Source organism: Fluviispira sanaruensis (genome assembly GCF_004295685.1).
GTDB lineage: Bacteria > Bdellovibrionota_B > Oligoflexia > Silvanigrellales > Silvanigrellaceae > Silvanigrella > Silvanigrella sanaruensis.
On the sequence record NZ_AP019368.1, the window covers coordinates 1,940,699 to 1,963,026 of the forward strand.

Annotated in this window: 19 protein-coding genes; 12 read left to right on the plus strand and 7 right to left on the minus strand. The window is 37.7% G+C overall.

Going from position 1 to position 22,328, the window contains the following annotated elements:
* The first annotated feature begins 98 nt into the window (after nt 1-98).
* The 3 genes from lepA (at nt 99) to EZS29_RS08180 (ending at nt 4,172) form a co-directional block, all read left to right on the plus strand.
* Nucleotides 99-1,919: a translation elongation factor 4 gene (gene lepA, locus EZS29_RS08170; RefSeq protein ID WP_130608665.1), complete on the plus strand. Its 1,821-nt coding sequence runs from the start codon at nt 99-101 to the stop codon at nt 1,917-1,919.
* Nucleotides 1,916-3,109 carry an MFS transporter gene (locus tag EZS29_RS08175; protein ID WP_130608668.1) on the plus strand — a complete coding sequence of 398 codons (1,194 nt, stop codon included), beginning with the start codon at nt 1,916-1,918 and terminating at the stop codon, nt 3,107-3,109. Before lepA ends, EZS29_RS08175 begins: the two co-directional genes overlap by 4 nt.
* Nucleotides 3,110-3,188: 79 nt before the next feature.
* On the plus strand, nt 3,189-4,172 hold the full coding sequence (locus EZS29_RS08180) for a DUF7986 domain-containing protein (protein WP_130608671.1): 984 nt from the start codon (nt 3,189-3,191) through the stop codon (nt 4,170-4,172).
* 47 nt (nt 4,173-4,219) lie between these two features.
* Here EZS29_RS08180 and EZS29_RS08185 read toward each other — a convergent pair whose 3' ends face one another.
* Complete coding sequence (locus tag EZS29_RS08185) at nt 4,220-5,083, minus strand: metallophosphoesterase (protein ID WP_216678656.1); 864 nt, start codon at nt 5,081-5,083, stop codon at nt 4,220-4,222.
* A gap of 356 nt (nt 5,084-5,439) precedes the next feature.
* Nucleotides 5,440-6,432, minus strand: a complete 993-nt coding sequence (locus tag EZS29_RS08190) for an extracellular solute-binding protein (protein ID WP_172603851.1) — start codon at nt 6,430-6,432, stop codon at nt 5,440-5,442.
* Nucleotides 6,433-6,541: 109 nt separating this feature from the next.
* Here EZS29_RS08190 and EZS29_RS08195 point away from each other — a divergent pair, with 109 nt between their 5' ends.
* From EZS29_RS08195 to sppA, 3 genes are all read left to right on the plus strand, one after another.
* Complete coding sequence (locus EZS29_RS08195) at nt 6,542-7,843, plus strand: 30S ribosomal protein S1 (protein ID WP_130608681.1); 1,302 nt, start codon at nt 6,542-6,544, stop codon at nt 7,841-7,843.
* A 159-nt stretch (nt 7,844-8,002) separates the two neighbouring features.
* On the plus strand, nt 8,003-9,766 hold the full coding sequence (locus tag EZS29_RS08200; RefSeq protein ID WP_130608684.1) for a 30S ribosomal protein S1: 1,764 nt from the start codon (nt 8,003-8,005) through the stop codon (nt 9,764-9,766).
* 113 nt (nt 9,767-9,879) lie between these two features.
* Nucleotides 9,880-10,884 (plus strand): signal peptide peptidase SppA, encoded by a 1,005-nt coding sequence (sppA, locus tag EZS29_RS08205; RefSeq protein ID WP_130608687.1) that lies wholly within the window; start codon nt 9,880-9,882, stop codon nt 10,882-10,884.
* A 34-nt stretch (nt 10,885-10,918) separates the two neighbouring features.
* On the opposite strand, the gene EZS29_RS08210 is transcribed toward sppA, so the two are convergent.
* Entirely contained in the window at nt 10,919-11,218 is a 300-nt protein-coding gene (locus EZS29_RS08210) for a YggT family protein (RefSeq protein ID WP_130608690.1), read from the minus strand.
* Between the two features lie 154 nt (nt 11,219-11,372).
* On the opposite strand from EZS29_RS08210, the gene EZS29_RS08215 reads away from it, so the two are divergent.
* The 4 genes from EZS29_RS08215 (at nt 11,373) to EZS29_RS08230 (ending at nt 15,647) form a co-directional block, all read left to right on the plus strand.
* Nucleotides 11,373-12,410, plus strand: a complete 1,038-nt coding sequence (locus EZS29_RS08215; protein ID WP_172603852.1) for a cyclic nucleotide-binding domain-containing protein — start codon at nt 11,373-11,375, stop codon at nt 12,408-12,410.
* A gap of 60 nt (nt 12,411-12,470) precedes the next feature.
* Nucleotides 12,471-13,484, plus strand: coding sequence for a chemotaxis protein (locus EZS29_RS08220; RefSeq protein ID WP_130608696.1), 1,014 nt, complete (start codon nt 12,471-12,473; stop codon nt 13,482-13,484).
* Complete coding sequence (locus EZS29_RS08225) at nt 13,481-14,440, plus strand: Crp/Fnr family transcriptional regulator (RefSeq protein WP_130608699.1); 960 nt, start codon at nt 13,481-13,483, stop codon at nt 14,438-14,440. Before EZS29_RS08220 ends, EZS29_RS08225 begins: the two co-directional genes overlap by 4 nt.
* A 121-nt stretch (nt 14,441-14,561) precedes the next feature.
* A complete protein-coding gene (locus EZS29_RS08230; RefSeq protein ID WP_130608702.1) occupies nt 14,562-15,647 on the plus strand; it encodes a trypsin-like serine protease in 1,086 nt (361 codons plus the stop codon).
* Here EZS29_RS08230 and pstB read toward each other — a convergent pair.
* From pstB to pstS, 4 genes are read right to left on the minus strand one after another with little or no spacing between them, the layout of a single operon-like run.
* Entirely contained in the window at nt 15,644-16,504 is an 861-nt protein-coding gene (pstB, locus tag EZS29_RS08235) for a phosphate ABC transporter ATP-binding protein PstB (protein WP_130608704.1), read from the minus strand. The two genes, EZS29_RS08230 and pstB, sit on opposite strands and share 4 nt — an antisense overlap.
* On the minus strand, nt 16,501-17,349 hold the full coding sequence (pstA, locus tag EZS29_RS08240) for a phosphate ABC transporter permease PstA (protein WP_130608707.1): 849 nt from the start codon (nt 17,347-17,349) through the stop codon (nt 16,501-16,503). Before pstA ends, pstB begins: the two co-directional genes overlap by 4 nt.
* Nucleotides 17,350-17,351: 2 nt before the next feature.
* Nucleotides 17,352-18,269 (minus strand): phosphate ABC transporter permease subunit PstC, encoded by a 918-nt coding sequence (pstC, locus tag EZS29_RS08245; RefSeq protein ID WP_216678657.1) that lies wholly within the window; start codon nt 18,267-18,269, stop codon nt 17,352-17,354.
* A 51-nt stretch (nt 18,270-18,320) separates the two neighbouring features.
* Nucleotides 18,321-19,430 carry a phosphate ABC transporter substrate-binding protein PstS gene (pstS, locus tag EZS29_RS08250; protein WP_425460367.1) on the minus strand — a complete coding sequence of 370 codons (1,110 nt, stop codon included), beginning with the start codon at nt 19,428-19,430 and terminating at the stop codon, nt 18,321-18,323.
* 306 nt (nt 19,431-19,736) lie between these two features.
* Here pstS and EZS29_RS08255 point away from each other — a divergent pair, with 306 nt between their 5' ends.
* Together EZS29_RS08255 and EZS29_RS08260 are read left to right on the plus strand one after the other, a co-directional pair.
* On the plus strand, nt 19,737-20,399 hold the full coding sequence (locus EZS29_RS08255; RefSeq protein ID WP_130608716.1) for a Dph6-related ATP pyrophosphatase: 663 nt from the start codon (nt 19,737-19,739) through the stop codon (nt 20,397-20,399).
* A gap of 89 nt (nt 20,400-20,488) precedes the next feature.
* The gene (locus tag EZS29_RS08260) at nt 20,489-22,324 is read left to right on the plus strand and encodes a M3 family oligoendopeptidase (protein ID WP_130608719.1); all 1,836 of its coding nucleotides are present in this window, start codon (nt 20,489-20,491) and stop codon (nt 22,322-22,324) included.
* Nucleotides 22,325-22,328: the final 4 nt, after the last annotated feature.

Sequence of the window (22,328 nt, forward strand, 5' to 3'; positions counted from 1 at the left end):
TGGATGGTATCGTATGCACATAGTACCTTTGTGATGACCTCGCTTGGGAAACCTTTTGCGCTATCGGATTGAAACGAATTTAATTAAGGCAGAACAGAATGAGCAAAACAGCAAATGCAGAACCGAGTTTAATAAGAAATTTTTGTATAATTGCGCATATTGACCACGGTAAATCAACCCTCGCAGACCGCTTACTCGAAATGACTGGTGCGGTCGCTGATAGAGAAAAACAAGCTCAAATTCTCGATAGTATGGATCTCGAACGCGAGAGAGGTATAACCATTAAAGCACAGACGGCAACTGTAGATTACAAAGCAAAAGATGGACAAATATACACATTAAATCTTATCGATACCCCCGGTCACGTGGATTTTACTTATGAAGTGAGCCGCAGTTTAACAGCCTGTGAAGGTGCTCTGCTCGTCGTAGATGCCACTCAAGGGGTTGAAGCACAAACGGTTGCTAATGTTTATTTAGCTGCTGATAACAAAGTAGAGGTTCTTCCTGTCATTAACAAAGCAGACTTACCGAGCGCTGATTATGAAAGAGTTTGCCTACAGATAGAAGAGGAACTTGCAATAGATACAACAAATGCAATAAAATGCAGTGCAAAAACAGGCATGGGCGTTCCAGACATACTTGAAGCCATTATTCATAATATACCCGCCCCAGAAGACACCCGTGAAAAACCTTTGCGAGCACTGATATTTGATAGCTGGTTTGATACCTATCAAGGAGTAATTGTGCTTGTCCGTGTTGTAGATGGACAAGTCAAAATCGGCGACCAAATAAAAATGATGCACTCAGGTAAAAACTTTGAGGTGCAAAAACTCGGAATTATGTGCGTCAAAGCCTTTCCAAGAGAAAGCCTCAGTTCAGGTGAAGTGGGATATATTATCGCCAACGTTAAAGACGTAAAAGATTCTCGCGTTGGTGATACAATCTGTCATGCCAATGACCAAGTCGATGCTTTACCTGGTTTTAAAAAAGCAAAGCAAATGGTGTTTGCAGGAATTTTCCCTGTTGAAACCAATCAATATGAATCTTTAAAAGATGCCCTCGCTAAGTTAACCCTCAACGACAGTTCTTTAAGTTATGAACCGGAAACCTCTGTAGCTTTGGGTTTTGGCTTCCGCTGTGGTTTTCTGGGACTTCTCCATATGGAAATCATTCAAGAACGCCTTGAACGTGAGTACAATATGAACGTTATTTTCACAGCACCAACCTGTGTTTACATTGTGGAAACAACAAAAGGGGAAGAATTAAAAGTCGATAACCCTGCAAATTTACCACCACCAACAAACATTGCTAAATTTTCTGAACCCGTTGTAAAAGCCACTTTCCATATGCCGCAAGAGCATTTAGGCGCAGTTATGTCCCTACTCGTAGAGCGCAGAGGCGTGCAGACAAAAATGGAATATTTGACCCAAAGTCGCGTTATGCTTCAATATGAACTGCCTTTAAATGAAATGGTCTTTGACTTTTTTGACCGCTTAAAAAGTATTTCCCGTGGTTATGCCAGCATGGACTATGAATTCCTCTGCTATAAAGAGAGTGAACTTGTGAAACTTGATATTCTTGTCAATGGAGAAGCCCTCGATGCCCTTTCTTGTATCGTTCACCGCAGCAACTCTTTTGAACGGGGCCGCTTGCTCGTTAAAAAATTAAGAGGAGTGATTCCACGTCAACAGTTTGAAGTGGCTTTACAAGCAGCTATAGGTTCGAAGGTGATCGCCCGAGAAACATTGAGTGCAATGCGTAAAGACGTCACTGCAAAATGCTATGGTGGAGATATTTCACGTAAGCGCAAATTGCTCGATAAGCAAAAAGAGGGCAAAAAGCGTATGAAACAAGTTGGTAGTGTCGAAATTCCACAAGAAGCATTTATGGCAATACTTAACCTATCAGATGTGGAATGATGAAACAGAACAGCAAAAAAATTTTCTTTCTTATTTATTTAGTATTGTTTGAGTTTGCTGTTTATTTATCTAACGATATGATCCTTCCTGCGTTGACCATCGTAGTGAAGGATTTCAACGCACCTACGAGTCTGATCCCCCTTTCTCTTGGAATTTTTTTAGTAGGATCCCTCTCTATCCAACTCATTGTAGGCCCTTTTTCTGACCGATACGGCAGAAGACCCACAATGTTTTTTGGTGGCTTAATTGTATTAATTGGTAATATTCTTGGAGCAGTTGCGCCAAATATGCCCCTCTTTTTTGTTGCCCGTATTATGCAAGGCATGGGTCCATGTTTTATCGGTGTGGCAGGTTATGCTTGCGTGCATGAACTGTATGAAGAAAAAGAAGCTGTGCATGTGATATCCTGGATGGCATCCGTTGCCTTATTAGCACCCATGATGGGTCCTATTTTAGGCAGCCTAATCATGATATTTGAAGGCTGGCGGATGATATTTTTCACCACATTTATTTTATGTTTCATAGGCCTTTTGGGACTTTGGTTTTATATGCCAGAAACCTTAAATAAAACAAAAGCAAGACCTATTCATCTCATGAGTATTCTTAAAAACTATATTGAAATAATAAAAGTAAAAAGATTTTTATATGGCAGTTTAAGCTATGGATTTTTATTTGGTGCATTGATGATTTGGATATCGAGCTCTCCGCTTATTTTACAAGATATGCTAGGACTTAATGCCATTGAATTTAGTTTGGTGCAAATTCCAATCTTTTTATCTTTTATTATGGGGACTTTTATTCTTCGTTACCTTACGAATTTACTGACTATCGAAAGATGTATGTTTATTGGATTGATAATATGTTCTTTTGGTTTCTTAACCTTAATTGGTATGACTTTCTTATATCCTACAAGCATATTGCTTCTCATTATTTCTATCGCAATATTTGACTTCGGTTATGGTATTCTTGCTGCCCCACTCAATCGGATTGTGCTTGACTCAACACATCATTCGAAAGGAATTGCATCGGCTCTATTTTATTTTATTTCCTTTGCAATTGGTTCATCGACATGTGCTATTTATGGTGAAATTTATAACGGAAAAATGTTTTCATTTACATTTTTTATCTGTGTCGTAATGCTCATTTCATTCGGACTTCTGTTAAAGATGAGAAGAGAAAAACCAGAATGATCTAAGCATTCTTTGCCCCTTTCTTTGCTTCCGCATATCGCTTACTATGAGCTATAAACCCGTAAGAATGAGGTTGAATATGTCCGCTTTGCGTTGCCAAGAAATTCTTCGCATATTATCAGAATACTCATTAAAAGCTGAATTTCAACACGAAAGACAGATCGCTCGCGAACTCTATTCGATTGCCACAGGTAAAGTAAACGATGATGATCCCTTTTTTGAACAAAGAATGTCTTCTTTTCAAGAATTTTTTATTTTTGAATACAGACTTTCAGAAGGATTTTCTGGCTCAACCGTTTTCGAAACATTTTTATACAATGGACAATCCTGTTTTAATCTTGATGATATTATTAAATATGAACAACTGAGAACTTTCCGCCACTCCTTGTTTCAAGTGGAGTCACATAAAGATGAATCACTTATCGTAACAGATTTACTTGCTGACCGTGTTGATGTCGTATATCCATTGCCAGAATATTCCTTTGCGGGCTTTGATATCAAACAGATATTTGAAGGCCGCTTAATAACTTTTGACAATGTTAATTATTTTACCAAAGCTTTTATTCTTCATTCTAAACTGGTAAAACATATTATAGAGAAAAATATAAATGAATTCTTAAAAGGAACGAGTTTTTGTCAAGCAAAAAATAGAATAGATTGGCGCGAAGAGCTCGGTAGAAGAAATGGATTACTTTATTCTGTAACAGAACAAAAGTTACAAATTCAAAATGCAGAAAGAAAAAAATCGATCGATTTATTAAACGTAACAAAAAAATTAGCCGAAATGCCACGTATAATTAGTTCGCGCAACCTTGTCATGGCATTGGGAACCCAAGAAGAAATCTCGCCTTTTGTTCCAGAGACTCCATTTTATGATGTTTTACCTCTTTTGCATGGACTCGCTTACTGCGAAATAAGAAGTTATCGTTACAAACACATCGACCCAATAAAAGTTTATGAAATGGGTACAGATAAATCTCTTGATATCCCCGGAATACCTAAAGTAACTAAACCTGCGATAGATGACGATGATGTCGGAAAATACAGTCTTAAAACTCTGTAATTTTGTGAAATATGAATTAAAGATTTATCTTTCACAAAATTAAATATTTAAGCCCGCTCAAAAGAAATATGAGTGATTTCTGAATCGGCATCCAAGCGCACCGGCGGCCCCCAATACCCTGTCCCTCTACTGACATAGACCCACATTTTCTGATACATTGTCAAACCTGGATGAAAAGGTTGAATAAGATGAATCAACCAAGTTCCCGGCCAAAGCTGTCCACCATGGGTATGGCCTGATAATTGTAAGTTGTAGTAATCAAGATCAGCGGAATCATACGCTGTGATAGGCTGATGCGCTAATAAAACCTTCAAATCCGCAAGTTTTGGTGCACCAATGATCGACTTTTTCGGACTGCATTTTTGTGCACGATTAAAACGCTCTGCATGCAGATCGGTGACTCCACCAATAACAACAAGAGAGCGCCCTATTTTTATCAAGCGATGTTCATTTTCTAAAAATGTAAACCCGATTTCTTCCATATATCGTGCCCAACCATTTGCTCCCCAGTAGTATTCATGGTTGCCATTGACATAAAAGAGGCCTCTCTTTGCTTTTAAACGTTCAAGTGGTGAAACCCAATCCTTCAATTTGGAGACATAGCCATCAATAAGATCACCTGTTATTACAATAATATCGGCATTTAATTCATTTACTTTTTCGACCACCCGCTCAACATATTCTTTATCAATAGTAATGCCAATATGAAAGTCGGTTAATTGTACAATGCTAAAAGATTTTAAATCGGGATGAAGTTTCTCAATTGGGACTATAACATTTTTTACATTTGGTGTGCGACGGGCATTAGTATATGCTCGCCCAAATAAACAAAATGCAACAACGGAAGCCATTGTAAATAAAAAACGCCTTCTCCCATTATGAATGTTTTCATCATCACTTTGCTTTTTCAATTCATCTATATAATTTTTTCTTTTAAAAAAATATATTATTCGTCTTATAATTAAAAGACTGTCTGCAATGAAAAATAGGGTCACTAATACTAATAATAAACCCAAGAGGAAATAACTCATCCACTCTAGTTGTGAAAAATTATCAGGTAAAGTTATTTTTTGCATTCTCGTTAAGCGATTACCGAAAAATCCTGACACAATTAAAATCATATAAAAAAACACGCTAGACCAAACGATGAATTTATTTTTTGGCTTAAAAATGAGAAGAAAACAGCGAACCAAATAAAAAAATGTAAGAATAAAAAATACAGAAACAAGCAAAAGAAAAATTGTTATTTGCATGATCGAACCTTTAATTATTTTTTATAAAAATCATTGAGAATATTTTCAATTCTTCTCGGCAGAGGAAAATCATCGTCATATAAAACCCAATTCTTGGCAGTTGAACCTTCAAAGCTTTGTGTCTTATAACTCAAATAGTTATCATTTGAAATCAAATAATCACGTTTTATTTTTAAATATTTAATAAAACTTTGTGCTAAATTATCTTGCACAGTATCTGCTACGACGGCTGCACCAATGCGATCATAAAATGTGATTTGCTTTGGTATTATAAACTTTAGGTCAGGCACCACTTTTTTATACTTTAAATAATCCGATCTAAAGACAGCTGCTGCTTCTATTTTATTGCCTAAAAATGCTAATTCTAATGGATAATCAATATTTGCACTTTGCAATTTTAAACTCTGCAGCCATTTAAGACTTGCTTCTGGAATAAACCAAGACGTACTTGTAATTTCTTTACCAGTTGCAAGTAATGCAAGTAAAAGTTGATGTTTCGGTGAGTTTGCCACAAAAACTCTTTGCCGCCAGAAAGGATTTTCATCTTGATTTATCAACATATCCCAACTTAAGTCATTCCCTTTTAATGTTATTGATTTTCGATTGTAAGCAATTCCCATGGGATCAATAAGCAGAGTTAAATAGGATCGTCCATCAGCATTTAATTTGGATCGCTGATCGAGTGGGTACTGTGACTTCACCGCAACTATACTTTCATCAGTCAAAGAACGGAGAAGACGCTGAAGAAATAGCCTTTGGAGAATTCTTTCATCCGCAATGACCACGTCGTAGTTTCTTAAGCCTGCTTTGAGTCTGGAATCATATTCAAACCGACTTCCAATAAATTCCATACGCACATTTGAGTGGCTCTCTTCTTCAAATTGCGCTATAATCTTGGGAGTTAAAACTCCAATTGGAGCCAGCACATTGAGAACAGGTTTATAAGCAACTGCCCAGCTCATATTTCCAACAAAGCATAAAACTGCAATGAAATATAAACGAAACAAAATATCTTCTCCTTTCATCTGCAATTGATCTTACTGTGACATTATGGCACAAAAGCACTCTTGATGCTTGATGAACAGGTTAAAGCAACCAACAAGGATAAATTGAGAAATGGCAAAGTTTAGATATATCGATGCAGAAGAAAATAGCCGTGATCCTTTCGCAAGTGAAAGCGACACAGCCAATGAATTCGAAGAATTGCTTAAAGATGACAAAAACATTCCAACAGCCCGTCGCTACCGTATGGGCGAGTCTGTAACAGGCGCAGTAATTTCAGCAAGTTCTGAATTTATATTTGTCGACCTTGGCGGGAAAAGCTCTGGCTCCCTCTCAACCGAAGAGTTTACAAGCGCTGGTCTATCCACTCCAAAAGTGGGTGAAAGCATTTCCGCTTTTGTTCGCTCCGACAATGGATCCGAGATTTTATTGACGCGCACACTCCGCCGCAATGAAGCGGATGACTCCCTTTTAAGAAATGCTTACGAAGCACGTATTCCAGTGGAAGCAAAAGTGGAAAAAGCTATCAAAGGAGGTTTTGAAGCGACTATTGGGGCAAAACGTTGCTTTATCCCACTTGGACAAATGGATATTGTGCATTTTGACAATCCTGAAGTCTATGTTGGCAATACCTTCAAATTTTTAATTTCGGAATTCAAAGGCCGTAATGTTGTTTTGACCCGCAAAGCAATTTTACGCGAAGAGATGGACGGCAAAATTCAATCCGTTCTCCAAGGTCTTGAAATTGGTCAAAGCCACGTTGCAACGGTCACACGTCTAGTCGATTTTGGTGCCTTTGCATCCATCGATGGGGTTGAAGGCCTCATACCATTAAGTGAACTAGGCTGGAAACGTGTAAAAAAAGCCGATGAAGTCGTTCGTTTAGGTGAACAAGTTACAGTTAAAATCATACAAATTGAGCGCAGTCCAAAATTAAAAATTGCATTCAGTCTCAAGGATGCTGGTGAAGATCCTTGGATTGCCAACGCCACACGCCTCCACCCAGGCGAAGTTTTACAAGGGACAGTCGTGCGTATGATCGACGGTGGTGCTTTTGTCAATGTGGCTGAAGGTGTGGACGGACTCGTTCCAATTAGCCAAATTACTTGGGAAAAAAGGATTAACCACCCTAAAGACATTTTGCAAGTTGGCCAAGCTGTCAAAGTGCATGTTCTCACAGCGGACTTGGGAGCTCACCGTTTAAGCCTATCTATCAAAGGCCCAATGCCTGAAGAACTTGCAAATAAATTCAAAGGCAAAAAGCGCGATGAATCTTCACTCAGTGAAGAAGAAAAAAATCTTATGAAACAGTGGGAAGATTATAGAGCAAACGAAGCAAAAGTCTTTACACCTGCGAATAGAGAAGATACAAGTATTTTTGCTGCTGCTTTCAACAAAGCAAGCAAGAAAAAGTAACAAATCCTATACAGTTTTACATAAACATGCTAGGTTTGTGCGGGTTCGAAACTCGCACAGTTTTTTATTATTTAACATAGCCAAATTATTGGCTTTTCCCGTAGAATTGAACGTTTCAAACTTCAGTTTGTACGGCCCATAGAAAGGTATTTTGCTCATATGGCAAGTCTTCACTCCGACGTCTCAAAGAAAAAAGTTAATTACAACTCCCTCGAATGGCTTGACGAAGACGTAGATTTCTTATCTCAAGAAGAAATTCCTGATGGTTTTGCAGCTCTTTTTAAAGCACAAGAAGAGTCACAAAATGTTGTTAAAGAAGGCCAAGTTGTTAAAGGCCGTATTATCGAAATCAAAGACGAAAATGTTGTTATCGACATTGGTCACAAATCTGCAGGCGAAATCCCAAAGAGCGAATTCACAGCAGAAAACTCTGTTTTCTCACTCAAAGTTGGTGATGTTGTAGACGTTTTTGTAGACGTTTTTGAAGACGACGAAGGTGAGCTTGTTCTTTCTAAAGACAAAGCAGATATGCTTAAAGCTTGGGATCGTATCTCTGAAGCATTTGAAAAAGACGAACTCGTTGAAGGCAAAATCGTTGGTCGCGTTAAAGGTGGTCTTTCTGTCGATATCGGCGTGAAGGCATTCCTTCCTGGCTCCCAAGTTGACCTTCGCCCTGTACGCAACCTTGAAAAACTTCTTGGTCAAGTTCTTCAATTCAAAATCATTAAATTTAACAAAAAACGTGGAAACATCGTTCTCTCCCGTCGCGTTCTCCTTGAACAAGACCGTGAACGCATGAGAAGCGAAACACTCAAAGGTCTTCAAGTTGGGTCCTCTATGATCGGTATTGTTAAAAACATTACAGATTACGGTGCATTTATTGACCTCGGTGGAATCGACGGACTCCTTCATATCACAGATATGTCTTGGGGACGCCTCAACAGTCCATCTGAAATCCTTAACGTTGGTGACGAAATCAACGTTAAAGTTCTCAGCTTTGACCCAGGCAGCAACCGCGTTTCTCTCGGCTTAAAACAATTACAAAATGATCCATGGGTTTCTGTTGCTGAAAAATATGCTTCCGCACAACGCCTTCGTGGAAAAGTTGTCAGCTTAACTGATTACGGCGCATTTGTTGAACTCGAGCCAGGCGTTGAAGGTCTTATCCACGTTACAGAAATGACTTGGAATCGTCGTATCAAACACCCAAGCAAAATCGTTAACATCGGTGACGAAGTTGATGTTGTTGTTTTAGCTGTTGATCTCGAAAACCACCGCATTTCTCTTGGCATGAAACAAACTGAACCAAATCCTTGGGAAATCGTGACACAAAAATACCAAGTCAATGACGTTATTCGCGGCAAAATCCGCAACATCACTGATTTCGGAATCTTTGTTGGTATCGAAGAAGGTGTTGATGGCCTTATCCATGTTTCTGACATCAGCTACACAGAGCGCATTAAGCACCCACAAGACCTTTATAAAAAAGGCGACGAAGTGGAAGCTAAAGTTCTCCAAATCGACGTTGAAAACATGCGCTTCTCCCTTGGAATCAAACAACTTGGCGAAGATCCATACGAATTGGCTGCTAAGAAATTTGTTCCAGGCACAAAAGGCAAAGGCAAAATCACACGCATCGCTGAATTCGGCGCATTTGTTGAAATTGCTCCAGGCGTAGAAGGTCTCATTCACACAAGTGAACTTGAAAACCCAAATGCAACTGTTGACACTGAAATCGACTATGTTGTTCTCAGCGTAGACTTTGCAGAACGCCGTTTTGAACTTTCGCAAAAAGCTGCGACACGCGGCCTAGACGAAACTCACAACAAGGCAATTCAAGCTGCTCTTAACAACGAAGCTGCTCCACAAAACAGCTTTGCAGAAGCATTTGCTCGCGCAAAGGCAACTAAAGACAGCAACTAAAAAGTTTGCCTGTTCCAGTCTTTAAAGCTCTCACATGATTGTGCTATGTTCACATGATTGTGAGAGCTTTTTTTTAAGCTTTTTATTTTAAATCAAGAATAGAAAGAACGAGTATGGATGAGAACCAAATCAATAAACGCCCTCGAATTATTTTAACAGTTTTAGCGACAATTGGCTCTATTTCGATTATTTTTGTTATTTTATTTTTTTCAATGATAGCATATACAATTCATTCTATTTCCGGTGGAATGAAAAATTTATCGAGTTCTTTTAATAACCCTTCAACAAGTTCGGGTGCGAATTTTACCGTTCCCGCAGGATCATCAGAATATATCGCTGGGGTAAAACTCACTGGCGAAATCTCCGCAGAAACAGCCAATGAAGTGCTCGAAAAACTCAACACTGCCAAAGAAGACAAGAATGTTGTGGGCGTGTTATTTGAAGTGAGCAGTCCTGGCGGCGCTGTGGTCGCAAGTCAAGAAATGTATGACGCAATAAGTGAAGTGCGCAGCAAAAAACCTGTGGTTGTTTATGTTCGCGATATGGCAGCTAGCGGTTCCTATTATTCCAGCGCTTCAGCAGATAAAATAATTGCAAATAGAGGGAGTTTAATCGGCAGTATTGGGGTGATTCTCAGCAATATAGAAACAGATAAACTTATTTCATTCCTTAAATTAAATCCAGTGACTTTAAAAACGGGCGCACTCAAAGATGCAGGCTCCCCTCTTCGCCCCATGAATGAAAACGATAAAAAATACTTACAATCCTTGATAGAAAATATGCGTTCACAGTTTGTTGCCGACGTAAAAGCAGGGCGTAAATTGCCCGACTCCACTCTCAGTTATATGTCCGATGGACGGGTTGTACTCGCAACTGAAGCTTTAAAATTAAAATTAATCGATGGGATAGGCACAAAACAAACTGCACTTGAGGAAATTACAAAAATTGCTCAACTCAAAAAGACCCCTAATTTATTTTATTATGAAAATATTCAACCCTTTTCAGAATTATTTTCGCAAAAATTTATTGGTGGAACTTCTAAAATTCTAAGTGAAACAGCCAAAAATCTCATTATAAACACGGAAAAAAATACAGAATTGCCAAAAGCTCAATTTTAAATAAAGAATCTGGTGTTAAAAACAGCTCTCAATTTTAAATATAAAACCCGAGCGAACTTCCTACAGTTTGAATCACAATCATTAAGCAACCAACAGCAAGGATGAGGACCATAGGCGATAGATCGTAATAACCTTGCTGGTTTCTCACTAAAAGTTTAGGAAATTTTTTGACCAAAGCCCGGCAGGGAGGAGCTGTTATTGCATTGAGAAAACCGACGATCGGGTTAGAAGGATTTGCACCCACTAAACTCAACACACCTGTAATAACTAAACAAAGCATATAAAAATAGAGCAAATAATAAGCTATTTTAAAAATAATTTCGATTAAAAGCATAATTTCTCCACAATAAAGCGCAATCAAAAAAATTATAATTAGTTTTAAAGACAATGAAAAACTTTTAGAGTCAAATTCTTCTCAATTTAGAATTAATCGATAACTCCGAAAAGCAATTTAGATCATAGTCACTTAAAGAATGGACTCAATAAAAGTGAAAACAGCAAGTATTGTATTACCACCCAAAACAACTGTAGTTCAAGAAGGAGACGAGACAAAAGGTATTTATGTGATCCAAGAAGGAAAAGTTGAGCTAATCAAAACAGTTGAAGGTTTTGAAATCAGTTTAGGGGAAATATCACGTGGTGATATTATCGGGATGAACACGCTCATGAGCCGTGAGAGGCACGTCTTGACAGCACGGACAATCGTTCAAACAGTCGCTCTTTTTTATTCTACAGATTCCATTATTCCGTTTTTTAATGACGCAAATCCAATTGTGAGTACATTCATTAAAGCAATTTGTGAACGAGTCAATTATTTAAGTGACTTGGCAATTGAAGGAAAAATGAATGAAAAAAAACTCGAAAAAAACTCGGGCACAGCTCATCAACATGCCGCACAACTCGCTCATTTACTTGCTGCTTTTGTAAGACAAGGGACTATAGAACATGATGATAATAAAATTTACCCACTCAAATCATTTTTAATTAATGGTGAAATCATTCTCTTTAGAAAGTTTGATTATTTGGAAAAAATTTTTACAGCCTTCTCAACAAGTGGATTGATTAAAGTTGTATTCGATAAAAAATATGGAAATATTATACTAAAACCCAATGTGCAATTGATCGAAGATTTCGCCATATTCTCAACAAATGTAGGAAAAAAAGGCATTGCTGCATTTGTCCCTATCAAATGCCATAATTGGATGAGTGGACTCATACGCATTCACAAACGAAATAAAGATAACAATGGTGCTTTTCCGAAGAAAGATTTTCCAAATATGATCAATCGTGAACTTGGTCGCCAGGATGGCGAAGAGATAATGCATAAATTAATGGGTTATAAGCTCTTAACAGAAAAAGGGGCAGATGAGGGGAGCAAACGTATTTTCTATAATGCCATTCAATTACAGAAAAGAATTATCTTCGAAAGCATTTCACGAGCCGTCAACGACCTCGACAGCGGCAAAGCTGCTGAGAAAAAAGAAGGAGGAAAAACCGAGGAGAAAAAAGGTTCTACTCGGAGTTGAGTGAAGATTACCTGAAGAATCCCGATAGGAATTGAAAAGTGAAACATTTAGGGAGTTGAAGTGGTAAATATCGGCAGACCCATGTTTCAAGTGGGTAGCAACATTTTTGAACTTATTGAATTCACTGCGACGAAGACGGGTGTCCCCGGGGCTTCGGACCGCAAGACACCGATATTGTATGGTGTCAATGTTGCTAAAGTGAGAGAAGTGATTCGACTCCCCACAATCGTCCCCTGCTTGACCAATGCACCTGAAGTGCTTGGTGTCTTTAATCTTAGAGGACTACCCATCCCCGCAATTCATCTGGCAAAAGCCCTTGGGTATGATGAAGAACCCGTGACCCCCACTAGCCAAGTTATAGTGACAGAATTTTCAAGCCGCCGTGCTGGTTTCGTGGTAGCTGGTACTCGAAGAATTCGGCGGGTGAGCTGGGATAAGGTTTTACCTCCCTCGAGCGATGCTTTTAATACGATCACAGGGATGATGTTGATCGAGAATCAAGACTTTATTTTTATTCTCGATTTTGAACGCATCCTTTTAGACATTGAAGGCCGGAGCACTGGCCAAGGATCTTCTGGTTACAGTGCAAACGAAGGCATGATCCAACCTGCAGGAGGAGGATCACAAGCTCCACCCGCTCAGCAAGGAGGAGCACCGGCAGGAAAAGGAACAAAACCACTTATCCTTGTTGTGGATGACTCACCTACCGCTCGGCGCGCGATTTGTGATATGCTGCGGGGTATGCAGCTCGATATAATAGAATATACAAATGGTGAAAGTGCTTGGAAAGACTTACTCAATGCAGAAGAAGGTTCGGATCTGAGCAAAGTGCAGCTTATTGTCAGTGATGTGGAAATGCCAAAACTCGATGGCTATTCGTTAGTGAAACGTATCCGTGGCAACGAAAAACTGAAGAAAATGCCAATCATACTTCATTCCAGTTTAACAGGAGATGTAAACCGGGATCGTGCGAAGCAAGCAGGAGCAGATGCTTATGTTGGTAAACTCAATCGCAAAGAAATTGTGGAAGCCCTCAAAGCAGCACTCCCACCCACTTGGACTGGCGCAGCATGAAACCAGATACCTTAACCTTTGCCCCTCAACAAATTATATTCAATGAAGGTGAAGAAAGTAATGGTATTTACCTAATTCAAGAAGGGATTGTCGAAATTTTTCGTGTGCGTGAAGGAACAGAAGTTAATTTAGGCACTCTTAAGCAAAATGATGTTTTAGGTACACTCACTGTTTTGTCAAAAGAACCAAGAACAGCGTCTGCACGAGCGACAGCAAAATGTACAGTGCTTTTTTTTCAAAGCCAAGGTCTTAAGGAATCTTTTAAAGAAATTCCTCTTTGGAGCCAAGCAGTTATAAAAGATGCCATTGGGCGAGTTAAACATGTCAATGAATTACTTATAGAAGCAAAATTAAATGAAAAGAAACTGTTACGCACAGTAGGATCTTCTCATCACCATTCCGCACAGCTTGCTTATTTATTAGCTTCTTTAGTGCGCAAAGGAGCTATTTTAAATGATACTCAAGTTTCAATTTTCCCAACCAAAGATTTTATAACTTGTGCCGAATTAATATTAATGAAAAAATACAATTATCTGGAACAAATATTTAAAGCTTTTAATGAATGTGGTTTGATAAAAGAAATGGATGATAAAAAATATGGCAAGATATTAATGAAACCAAACCCTGGATTAATGGAAGAATTTGCAGCATTTTCACTTAATATTGCAAAAAAAGGCTCACTTACCTTTCTCTCACAAAAATTTTATCCCTGGATGAGTGCTGTCGCAAGAATCAGCAAAAAAAATAACAATCAAGAAAATTTTAAACGCGCTGATTTAGCTCTATTATTACAAACTGAGCTTGGACGTGAAGATGGTGAGTTTATCGTTTCAGAGTTAATACAACACGGAATATTAAGTGAAAAAGACAATATTGTGAATTTCTCTACCAATAAATTACAAAAAACAGTTGTTTTCGAAAGTCTTTCAAGGATTTTAAAAGATATTACACTTTAGTTTTATGATTTTTTCAATTCTATCTCACTTGCTTTTTTATAATTAAATATTTAGATTAACTTCTCAAAAAATAATTTTTGAGGAATAGATTTACTCTCATTTATATAATATAAGGTAACACATGAAACATCAAATAAAATTAATTACGTTTGCTTCAATTGTTTCTGTTTCTCTTGTTGGCTGTGGAAAAATATTGTATAAATTACGTACAGAAAAAAAATGCGACCCAAATAATATAGAAAAAGGTATCTATGGTGGTTGTGAAATCACTCCAGAAGTCGAAAATAAACTACTCGAATTAAATTCAAGCGTTTTGATTAATACAAGTTTTTATGGTGCGAGTTTTGGTAACACATGCACAGGCAATTTTATTTCAGAAAATATAATATTAACAGCTGGCCATTGCATTACAAAAAAAGACAAAGCAGATAATAATTTACCAATTATGCAAATAGCAATCGAAAATGAAAAAAAAGTTCATACTCATTATATGGAAAAAACGATAAAAAATCCTACTTACGTAGTTCATCCGCATTACAAAGCCAATGCTAAATACGTCGAAGAGACTAAAAGTGATAAAAATACTGCGCAATCAAAAAATGTAGAAGAAAAAGGAAACCCATTTTCATCAGATGATTTTGCAGACTTAGCTCTTATTTATTCTCCCATCAGTGCGACTGAATTAAATGCAAAAATTATCCGTCTAAGTGAATCCACAAAAAAAATTGAAAGAGTGTACTTCGTTGGATATGGTCAATTGTCTAATATAGATGATTTATCAAATATAAAAGAAAAAAGATGGGGAACAGCATTCATAACACAATCCGTAAATAAAGATCTAAATTCAACGATATTTAAGGATCAAAATAAGAAAGTTTGGCATATAAATGATTTTTGGTATACATATTTCGCTAACAAATACATATCAGGTCAATATAAAACAAAAACTCCCGCAGAGAGCTTTCTTGTTACCATAGGGCTGCAAAATGAAGAAGGAGTATGCAGTGGTGATTCCGGCGGAGTTATTTTTATCAAACGGGATAATGAATTCCTCGGCGCAGGAGTGGTGCATGCGTCTTCGGGAAAATGCTCTGACAAAGTGAGCTACAATATGAAAATTGGTGCTTACAAAGATTGGATTTTGAGTGAAAGTGCTGAGATAGGTCAGTTAAAAAATAATCTTCAGAAGATAAATTTCGTTCCTTAACCAAATTTACCGTGAACATAATCCAAAGATTTTTTGTCTTTTGGATTTGAAAAAAATGTTTTGGTATCTGAAGCTTCTACTATTTCCCCACCAATCATAAAAACAGTGTCATCACTGGAACGCATAGCTTGCTGCATATTGTGTGTTACCATAACGATGGTAAAATCTTTTTTGAGTTCTGCAAGCAGCTGTTCAATCTTTTGTGTCGAAATAGGATCGAGTGCGGAGCAAGGTTCATCGAGTAAAAGGATATCAGGTTTAACTGCAATTGTACGCGCAATGCACAAACGTTGTTGCTGACCTCCGGAAAGTCCAAGACCAGAAGTGTGTAAGTGATCTTTTACTTCATCCCACAATGCGGCTGCACGCAATGCCCATTCCACTCTCTTTGCCAGATCTTTTTTATTTAATTTCTCATGCATTTTAATTGCAAAAGAAATGTTTTCAAAAATAGTCATTGGAAATGGAGTTGGTTTTTGAAACACCATGCCCACTTTTGTTCTCAGCTCAATCAGATCGACTTTTGGATCAAGTATATTTTTGCCATTGATAAGGATAGTTCCGTAAGCTTTCTGTTCTGGATATAGGCTATAAATACGATTTATTGTCCGCAATAAAGTGGATTTACCCGAGCCAGAAGGACCAATCAGTGCTGTGATTTTATTTTTCTTAAAAGCTATATTTATATTTTTTAAACGGTGTTTGTTACCATAATAAAAGTTAACATCTTGAAGTGAAATATGAGCACTGTCGCGTAAAACGACAATATTGTCTAAGTCTGAAGGTGAGTTTGTTAGAGCAGAACTGGCTTGCCCAGCAAATTCTAATTGTTTCGACTTTCGAGAAAAAATACTCATGAACGATTTCCCCCAGGTTTTGCAAAATAGCGTGTTAAGATATTTAAAAATAAAACTATGACAGTAATAAGGAGCGCCCCACCCCATGCGAGCTCTTGCCAATTGCTATATGGACTCATGGCAAATTGATAAATTGTCACTGGTAAATTTGCGATGGGTTGAACAAGACTCGTGCTCCAAAACTGGTTATTCAAGGAGGTAAAGAGCAGAGGTGCTGTTTCTCCAGAAATACGGGCAACAGCAAGCAAAATCCCTGTTAAAATCCCTTGTTTTGATGCCTTCCAAGCAATGTGGATAATGACACGCCATTTTGGTAGGCCAAGAGCAATTGCAGCTTCACGCAGTTCATTGGGAACGAGATTGAGCATATCTTCGGTGCTTCGAGTGATGATGGGGCATGCAATCATTGCGAGGGAAATAGCCCCCGCAAGTGCAGAGTAATTGCCCATAGGATGGACAAAAACTGTATAAACAAATAATCCAACTATAATAGATGGAGCGCTTAACCAAACATCATTTACAAAACGAATTGTTGATGCAATTTTTTTACCACGCACATACTCGGATAAATAGGTTGCGGCAAAAATACCAACAGGAGTTGCTACTGCCACAGCTAAAACTGTGATTATAAAGCTTCCCACAATGGCATTGCGCAATCCCCCTCCTGTGTGTTCAGGTGGTGGGGTATCCATCACAAAGAAATTCCAATTCAGCGCTGGTAAACCTTTCATCAACAAAGCATAAAAAATAGAACTTAATATTGTAATACCAAAGAGCACTGCTAAAACACATAAAAACGTAAAAGTATTATTTTTTATTTTTCTTAAAACCTGAATTCTTTTCATATTTACGCTCCCGCACTTTTTTTATTAATTTTTAATAAAAAAAGCCTAGCAAAGCCTAAGATAAGACAAGATAAAATAAAAAGAATAACTCCAAGTTCAAGTAGCGATGCTGGGTACAAACGACCCGTTGCTTCATTAAATTCATTGGCAATAGAAGCTGAGATTGTAGTACCTGGCATGAATAAAGAAGCAGTTAATTGCTTTGCGTTACCGATTACAAACGTAACAGCCATCGTTTCACCGAGAGCTCTGCCTAGACCAAGCATAAGACTCCCAATCATTCCTTTTCGCACGTAAGGAAAAATAACTTTGCGGACAACCTCAAAGCGGGTTGCACCTATGCCATAAGCAGCCTCTTTCAGAACAGGTGGCACGGAGCGGAACATTTCAATAAGAGTTGAAGAAATATAGGGGATGATCATGATGGCTAAAATAAGACCCGCTGTGAAAATACCAATGCCGAGCGGAGGTCCTCCAAACAAAATATTAATATATGGAATATCTTGCACGAAATCACTGACTTGAGGTTGAATATAATCGGCTAAAAAGGGTGCTAGAACTAAAAGGCCCCACATACCATAGATAATGCTTGGAATACCTGCCATGAGGTCAATCAGCGTTCTCACGATTTTAGCTATTTTCCCTTTGGAAATTTCTGAAATAAACACTGCGATACCAATACTTAAAGGCACTCCGATGAACATAGCAATAATAGAAGTCATGAGGGTGCCACTGATGGCACTCAGAGCCCCGAAATCTCCATTTACGGGATCCCAGGAATCGCTGATCAGAAATTGAAAGCCAAAGGCATGCAAAGCAGGAGCACTTGCAACTATCAAGGATAAAAAAACACAAATTAACAACAAAAACGCGAGCCAAGAAAAAGCTTTTGTTAAGTTAGAGAAAACCAGATCGCCCAATTTCAATCTCCATTTTTATAACGCAAAAAGACAACAAGTATTGAACTTGAATTAAGTTCCTTGCTTTACCCAAATAGGTGATTTGTCTTTACTCGCTTTTATCTCTTCAGACCATTTTTTTTCAATAAATTTGTAAGTCTTTTCAGGAATAGGTATATAGTCTAATAATTCTGCTGATTTCGACCCATGATAAAAGACATAATGAAAGAATTTTAATACATCTTTGCCCGTTTCCACATTGTCTTGATCTTTATGGAGAAGTACAAATGTGGAAGCTGTAATAGGCCAAGAGTGCTCACCTTTTTGATTGGCAAGCAAAATATACATTCCAGGGGTTGTTTCCCATTCAGCATTGAGAGCCGCAGCTTGAAAAGATTTCTTAAAGGCTTCGCTTACTTTAGCAGAATTCTCGAGATCGCTCGTTTCGATCTGTGGAACAACTTTTCCAGCTGCATTCTTTAGGCGAACCCATGCAAGTTTGTTTTGCAAAGCATAAGCATATTCAACATAGCCAATAGAGCCAGGCGCTCTTTTCACCATAGAGGTTACGCCTTCATTGCCTTTACCACCGAAGCCTGTTACGCCAGCGGGCCATGATACAGCTGTCCCTGTACCTGCTTTCCACTCACCTTCGCTTGCTTTATCAAGAAAATAAGTGAAGTTAAAAGTTGTACCGGAGGCATCGGATCGATACACAACTGTAATGGCTTTATTGGATAATTTAACGTTGGGGTTGAGATCTTGAATGCGTTTATCATCCCATTTTTTAATTTTGCCACTGTAAATTTCTGCTAAGGTTTTTGCGTCGAGAACCAATTTGCCTTTTGTTATACCGTCAATATTTACTACAGGAACAATACCACCAATAACTGCAGGAAATTGCAATAAGTTTTTCTTTTCAAGTTCTTCATTTTTGAGAGGCATGTCAGAAGCACCAAAATCTACTATTTTTGCTTCGATTTGTTTGAGTCCGGCGCCTGATCCAGTGGATTGATAATTTATCTTTATTTTTGTTTCTTTATTGTATTCAGATGACCATTTATATAAAACTGGGGCAATAAAAGTTGAACCAGCTCCGGTAACAAGATTTGTAGCATGTGCTAAGAATCCGCTCGAACAAGCTACTGTCAATGCAATTAAACGTGTTACATTAGAAAAAATAGGTCTCATAAAAACTAAACCTCACAAAAAATGAATGAGCTTGTTTGAGAGTATTAAACTCAAGCGCCTTACCATTTAAGAGATAGTATAAATTTATCGGAATTTATATTTATTTGTTGTTAAAAGAATTTGGCTAAAATGTGCCAATTTATAAAATGTGAAACAAAAAAGACACACAAATGTCACAGAAAAAGTGGTATTTTTCAGCAAAATCCCAATGATTGTCAAAATTAAAATTTTTGCTATATTTAATTTGCTTTTTTCGATTTTTCTTTTTTCACATTGTCTTTTAAAGGAAATACCGTTTTGGAACAAAAAAACCTTTTTTGTATGTGGTCTGGAGGCCATGACAGCTGTTTAGCACTTTATTATGCACAAAAAACAAATCATGTTAAATGTATAATTACACCCATTATGGAAACTAACGTTGGCTATCGATCTCAAGGTTTGTCTCCGCATATTTTACGGGCGCAAGCAGATCTACTCGAAATTCCTTTGCTCATTTTTAATACATCTTTTCAAGAGTTTGAAAAAAATTACGAAATGACAATCGCTTCCTTAAAAAAACATAAAATTGAAGGTGGATTTTATAGCGAAATAACTCAAGAAGAGCGCAAACATTTAAATGAAATTATTTGCGAGCGACAAAATATGAAAGGTTTTTTCCCTTTGTGGCAAAAAAGCAAAGAAGCAGCCCTCTCGGAATTACTTGAATTGGGCTTTAAAGCAAAGATCATTGCCATCAATGAAAAAAATTTAACGAGAGATTTTCTCGGCAAGAATTTAGACAAAGATATAATTGAAGAATTTCGCAATCGAAAAATAGATATTTGGGGAGAAAACGGAGAATTTCAAACAATTTTACATGAAGCACCTTTCTTTAAAGAAAATCTTATATTAAAAGAAGGTGATATCAATTTACGCAACGGATATTGGGCATTGGATATTTCTATAGTAAATGCAAATTAATTTCTTGCATTTATTGCATGCATTTTTCCAATGTCTTATAAAGAAAAATACAAGTTTTAATTCGGGCAATTATAATTGGAGTGCAAACAATGATTCAAGGACCAAGTTGGGATAACTCACAAGAATATCCTGCAATTACGAGTAAAGAATTTGATCATGATCTTCAGACTGTTCTGCAAGCAATCACGCAGATTGAAGAGTTATCGAAAACGATTTCCGAGCATATAAAAGATATCGAAAAAATCTCCCTAGAAAAATCAAAAGAAATTATCAAAAATGCCCAAGAAATATACAAAATATATGACATGGCCAATAAACTGGCAATGAATTTGTCTACATATACGCATTGTATTTTATCTGTAAATGGTAAGGATGAACTCGCTAAACAAATGATGGTAAAATGCCAAGGGCTGCATGCACATCTTGCTCAGGCTTACAAACCTTTAGCTCTTTTTCTTATTTTAGCACCTGATAATTTGATCGAAGAGTATTTAAAAAATGAGAAAACTAAAGAACAAAAATTTCAAATTGAACATGAAAGAAAAACAAAAGAAACTCTTTTAAGTCTCGAAGAAGAAACTCTGATCACTTCACTTGCCACCGATGGACACACTGCATGGGATAATTTGTATAATAATATATCTACTCTCATTGAATGCGATGTTCATTTTCCTACAGGCAACGAAAAAATGGGTGTGGCCAAAGCCAACGCATTGTTACAAGACGCAGATAATAAAGTGAGAAGAGCAGCTTACAATGCCATCCAACATGGGTGGGAAAAAAATGCTGAAGTCTGTGCACAGGCACTCAATTCCCTTGCGGGCTGGCGGCACACCTTGTGCAAAAAACGTTCTACTAAAGTCCCACAAAACTTTCTCAGCACCCCACTTCACGACAACAGAATGAGTGCTGAAACCCTCGACACAATGTTCTCAGTCATTCACGAAGGCAAGGAATTAGGGCAGAAAGCCTTGCGCCTGAAAGCCAAAGCAGCAGGACTAAAGCAGCTACACCCAAGCGATCTTTTTGCCCCGCCCCCCAAATATGGCATTGCAGAAGCGCAGACAAAATTTACGTTTGAGGAAGGTCTGCAAATCGTCATCGATGCTTTTGCAGATGTCGACCCCAAAATGGGCGAATTTGCTGAAATGATGCATAAAAATAAATGGATTGAAGGCCGTGTGGGTAACAACAAATGCCCAGGGGCTTACTGTACAACCTTTGAAAAATCGACAACGCCGCGGGTTTATATGACCTATATGGGTGGTCTGGGTGATATCTCGACCCTTGCCCATGAACTGGGCCATGCATTTCATAGCTGGGTGATGCGTGATTTGCCACAGGTACAAACAGCTTATCCAATGAATCTTGCAGAAACTGCAAGTCTTTTTGCAGAAACAGTCGTCAGCAACGCTCTGATGAAAAAAGCCAAAACCAAGGAAGAGCAATTTCCCATTGCCTTCAATAATGCTGAAAATGCAGCTTCTTTTTTACTCAATATCCCAGCACGTTTCCGTTTTGAAAAAGAATTTTATGAAATGCGTCTCAATCAGAACTTAAGTGTTGATGATTTTAAGCAATTGATGGAAAAATCTTGGAAGTTTTATTATGGCGACACTCTCAGCGAAATGAATACGTATTTTTGGGCAAGTAAATTGCATTTTTATATATCAGATTTAAGCTTTTATAATTTCCCTTATTCATTTGGTTATTTGTTTAGCTTAGGTGTTTATGCTCAAAGAGAAAAGCTTACCAAGGATTTTTATAAAAATTATATAAATTTATTGCGAGATACTGCTCGTATGACAACAGAAGATTTGGTTAAAACCCACCTGAATGAAGACATTAAAAAACCTGAATTCTGGCGAGGCAGCTTAAAAATAATTGAAAATCAAATTGCGCATTTAGAAAAAATATTAAATTAAAAAT

Coding starts and splice junctions, on each gene's coding strand:
- lepA (WP_130608665.1), top strand. CDS start 99: ATGAGCAAAACAGCAAATGCAGAACCGAGTTTAATAAGAAATTTTTGT.
- EZS29_RS08175 (WP_130608668.1), top strand. CDS start 1,916: ATGATGAAACAGAACAGCAAAAAAATTTTCTTTCTTATTTATTTAGTA.
- EZS29_RS08180 (WP_130608671.1), top strand. CDS start 3,189: ATGTCCGCTTTGCGTTGCCAAGAAATTCTTCGCATATTATCAGAATAC.
- EZS29_RS08195 (WP_130608681.1), top strand. CDS start 6,542: ATGGCAAAGTTTAGATATATCGATGCAGAAGAAAATAGCCGTGATCCT.
- EZS29_RS08200 (WP_130608684.1), top strand. CDS start 8,003: ATGGCAAGTCTTCACTCCGACGTCTCAAAGAAAAAAGTTAATTACAAC.
- sppA (WP_130608687.1), top strand. CDS start 9,880: ATGGATGAGAACCAAATCAATAAACGCCCTCGAATTATTTTAACAGTT.
- EZS29_RS08210 (WP_130608690.1), bottom strand. CDS start 11,218: ATGCTTTTAATCGAAATTATTTTTAAAATAGCTTATTATTTGCTCTAT.
- EZS29_RS08225 (WP_130608699.1), top strand. CDS start 13,481: ATGAAACCAGATACCTTAACCTTTGCCCCTCAACAAATTATATTCAAT.
- EZS29_RS08230 (WP_130608702.1), top strand. CDS start 14,562: ATGAAACATCAAATAAAATTAATTACGTTTGCTTCAATTGTTTCTGTT.
- pstB (WP_130608704.1), bottom strand. CDS start 16,504: ATGAGTATTTTTTCTCGAAAGTCGAAACAATTAGAATTTGCTGGGCAA.
- pstA (WP_130608707.1), bottom strand. CDS start 17,349: ATGAAAAGAATTCAGGTTTTAAGAAAAATAAAAAATAATACTTTTACG.
- EZS29_RS08260 (WP_130608719.1), top strand. CDS start 20,489: ATGATTCAAGGACCAAGTTGGGATAACTCACAAGAATATCCTGCAATT.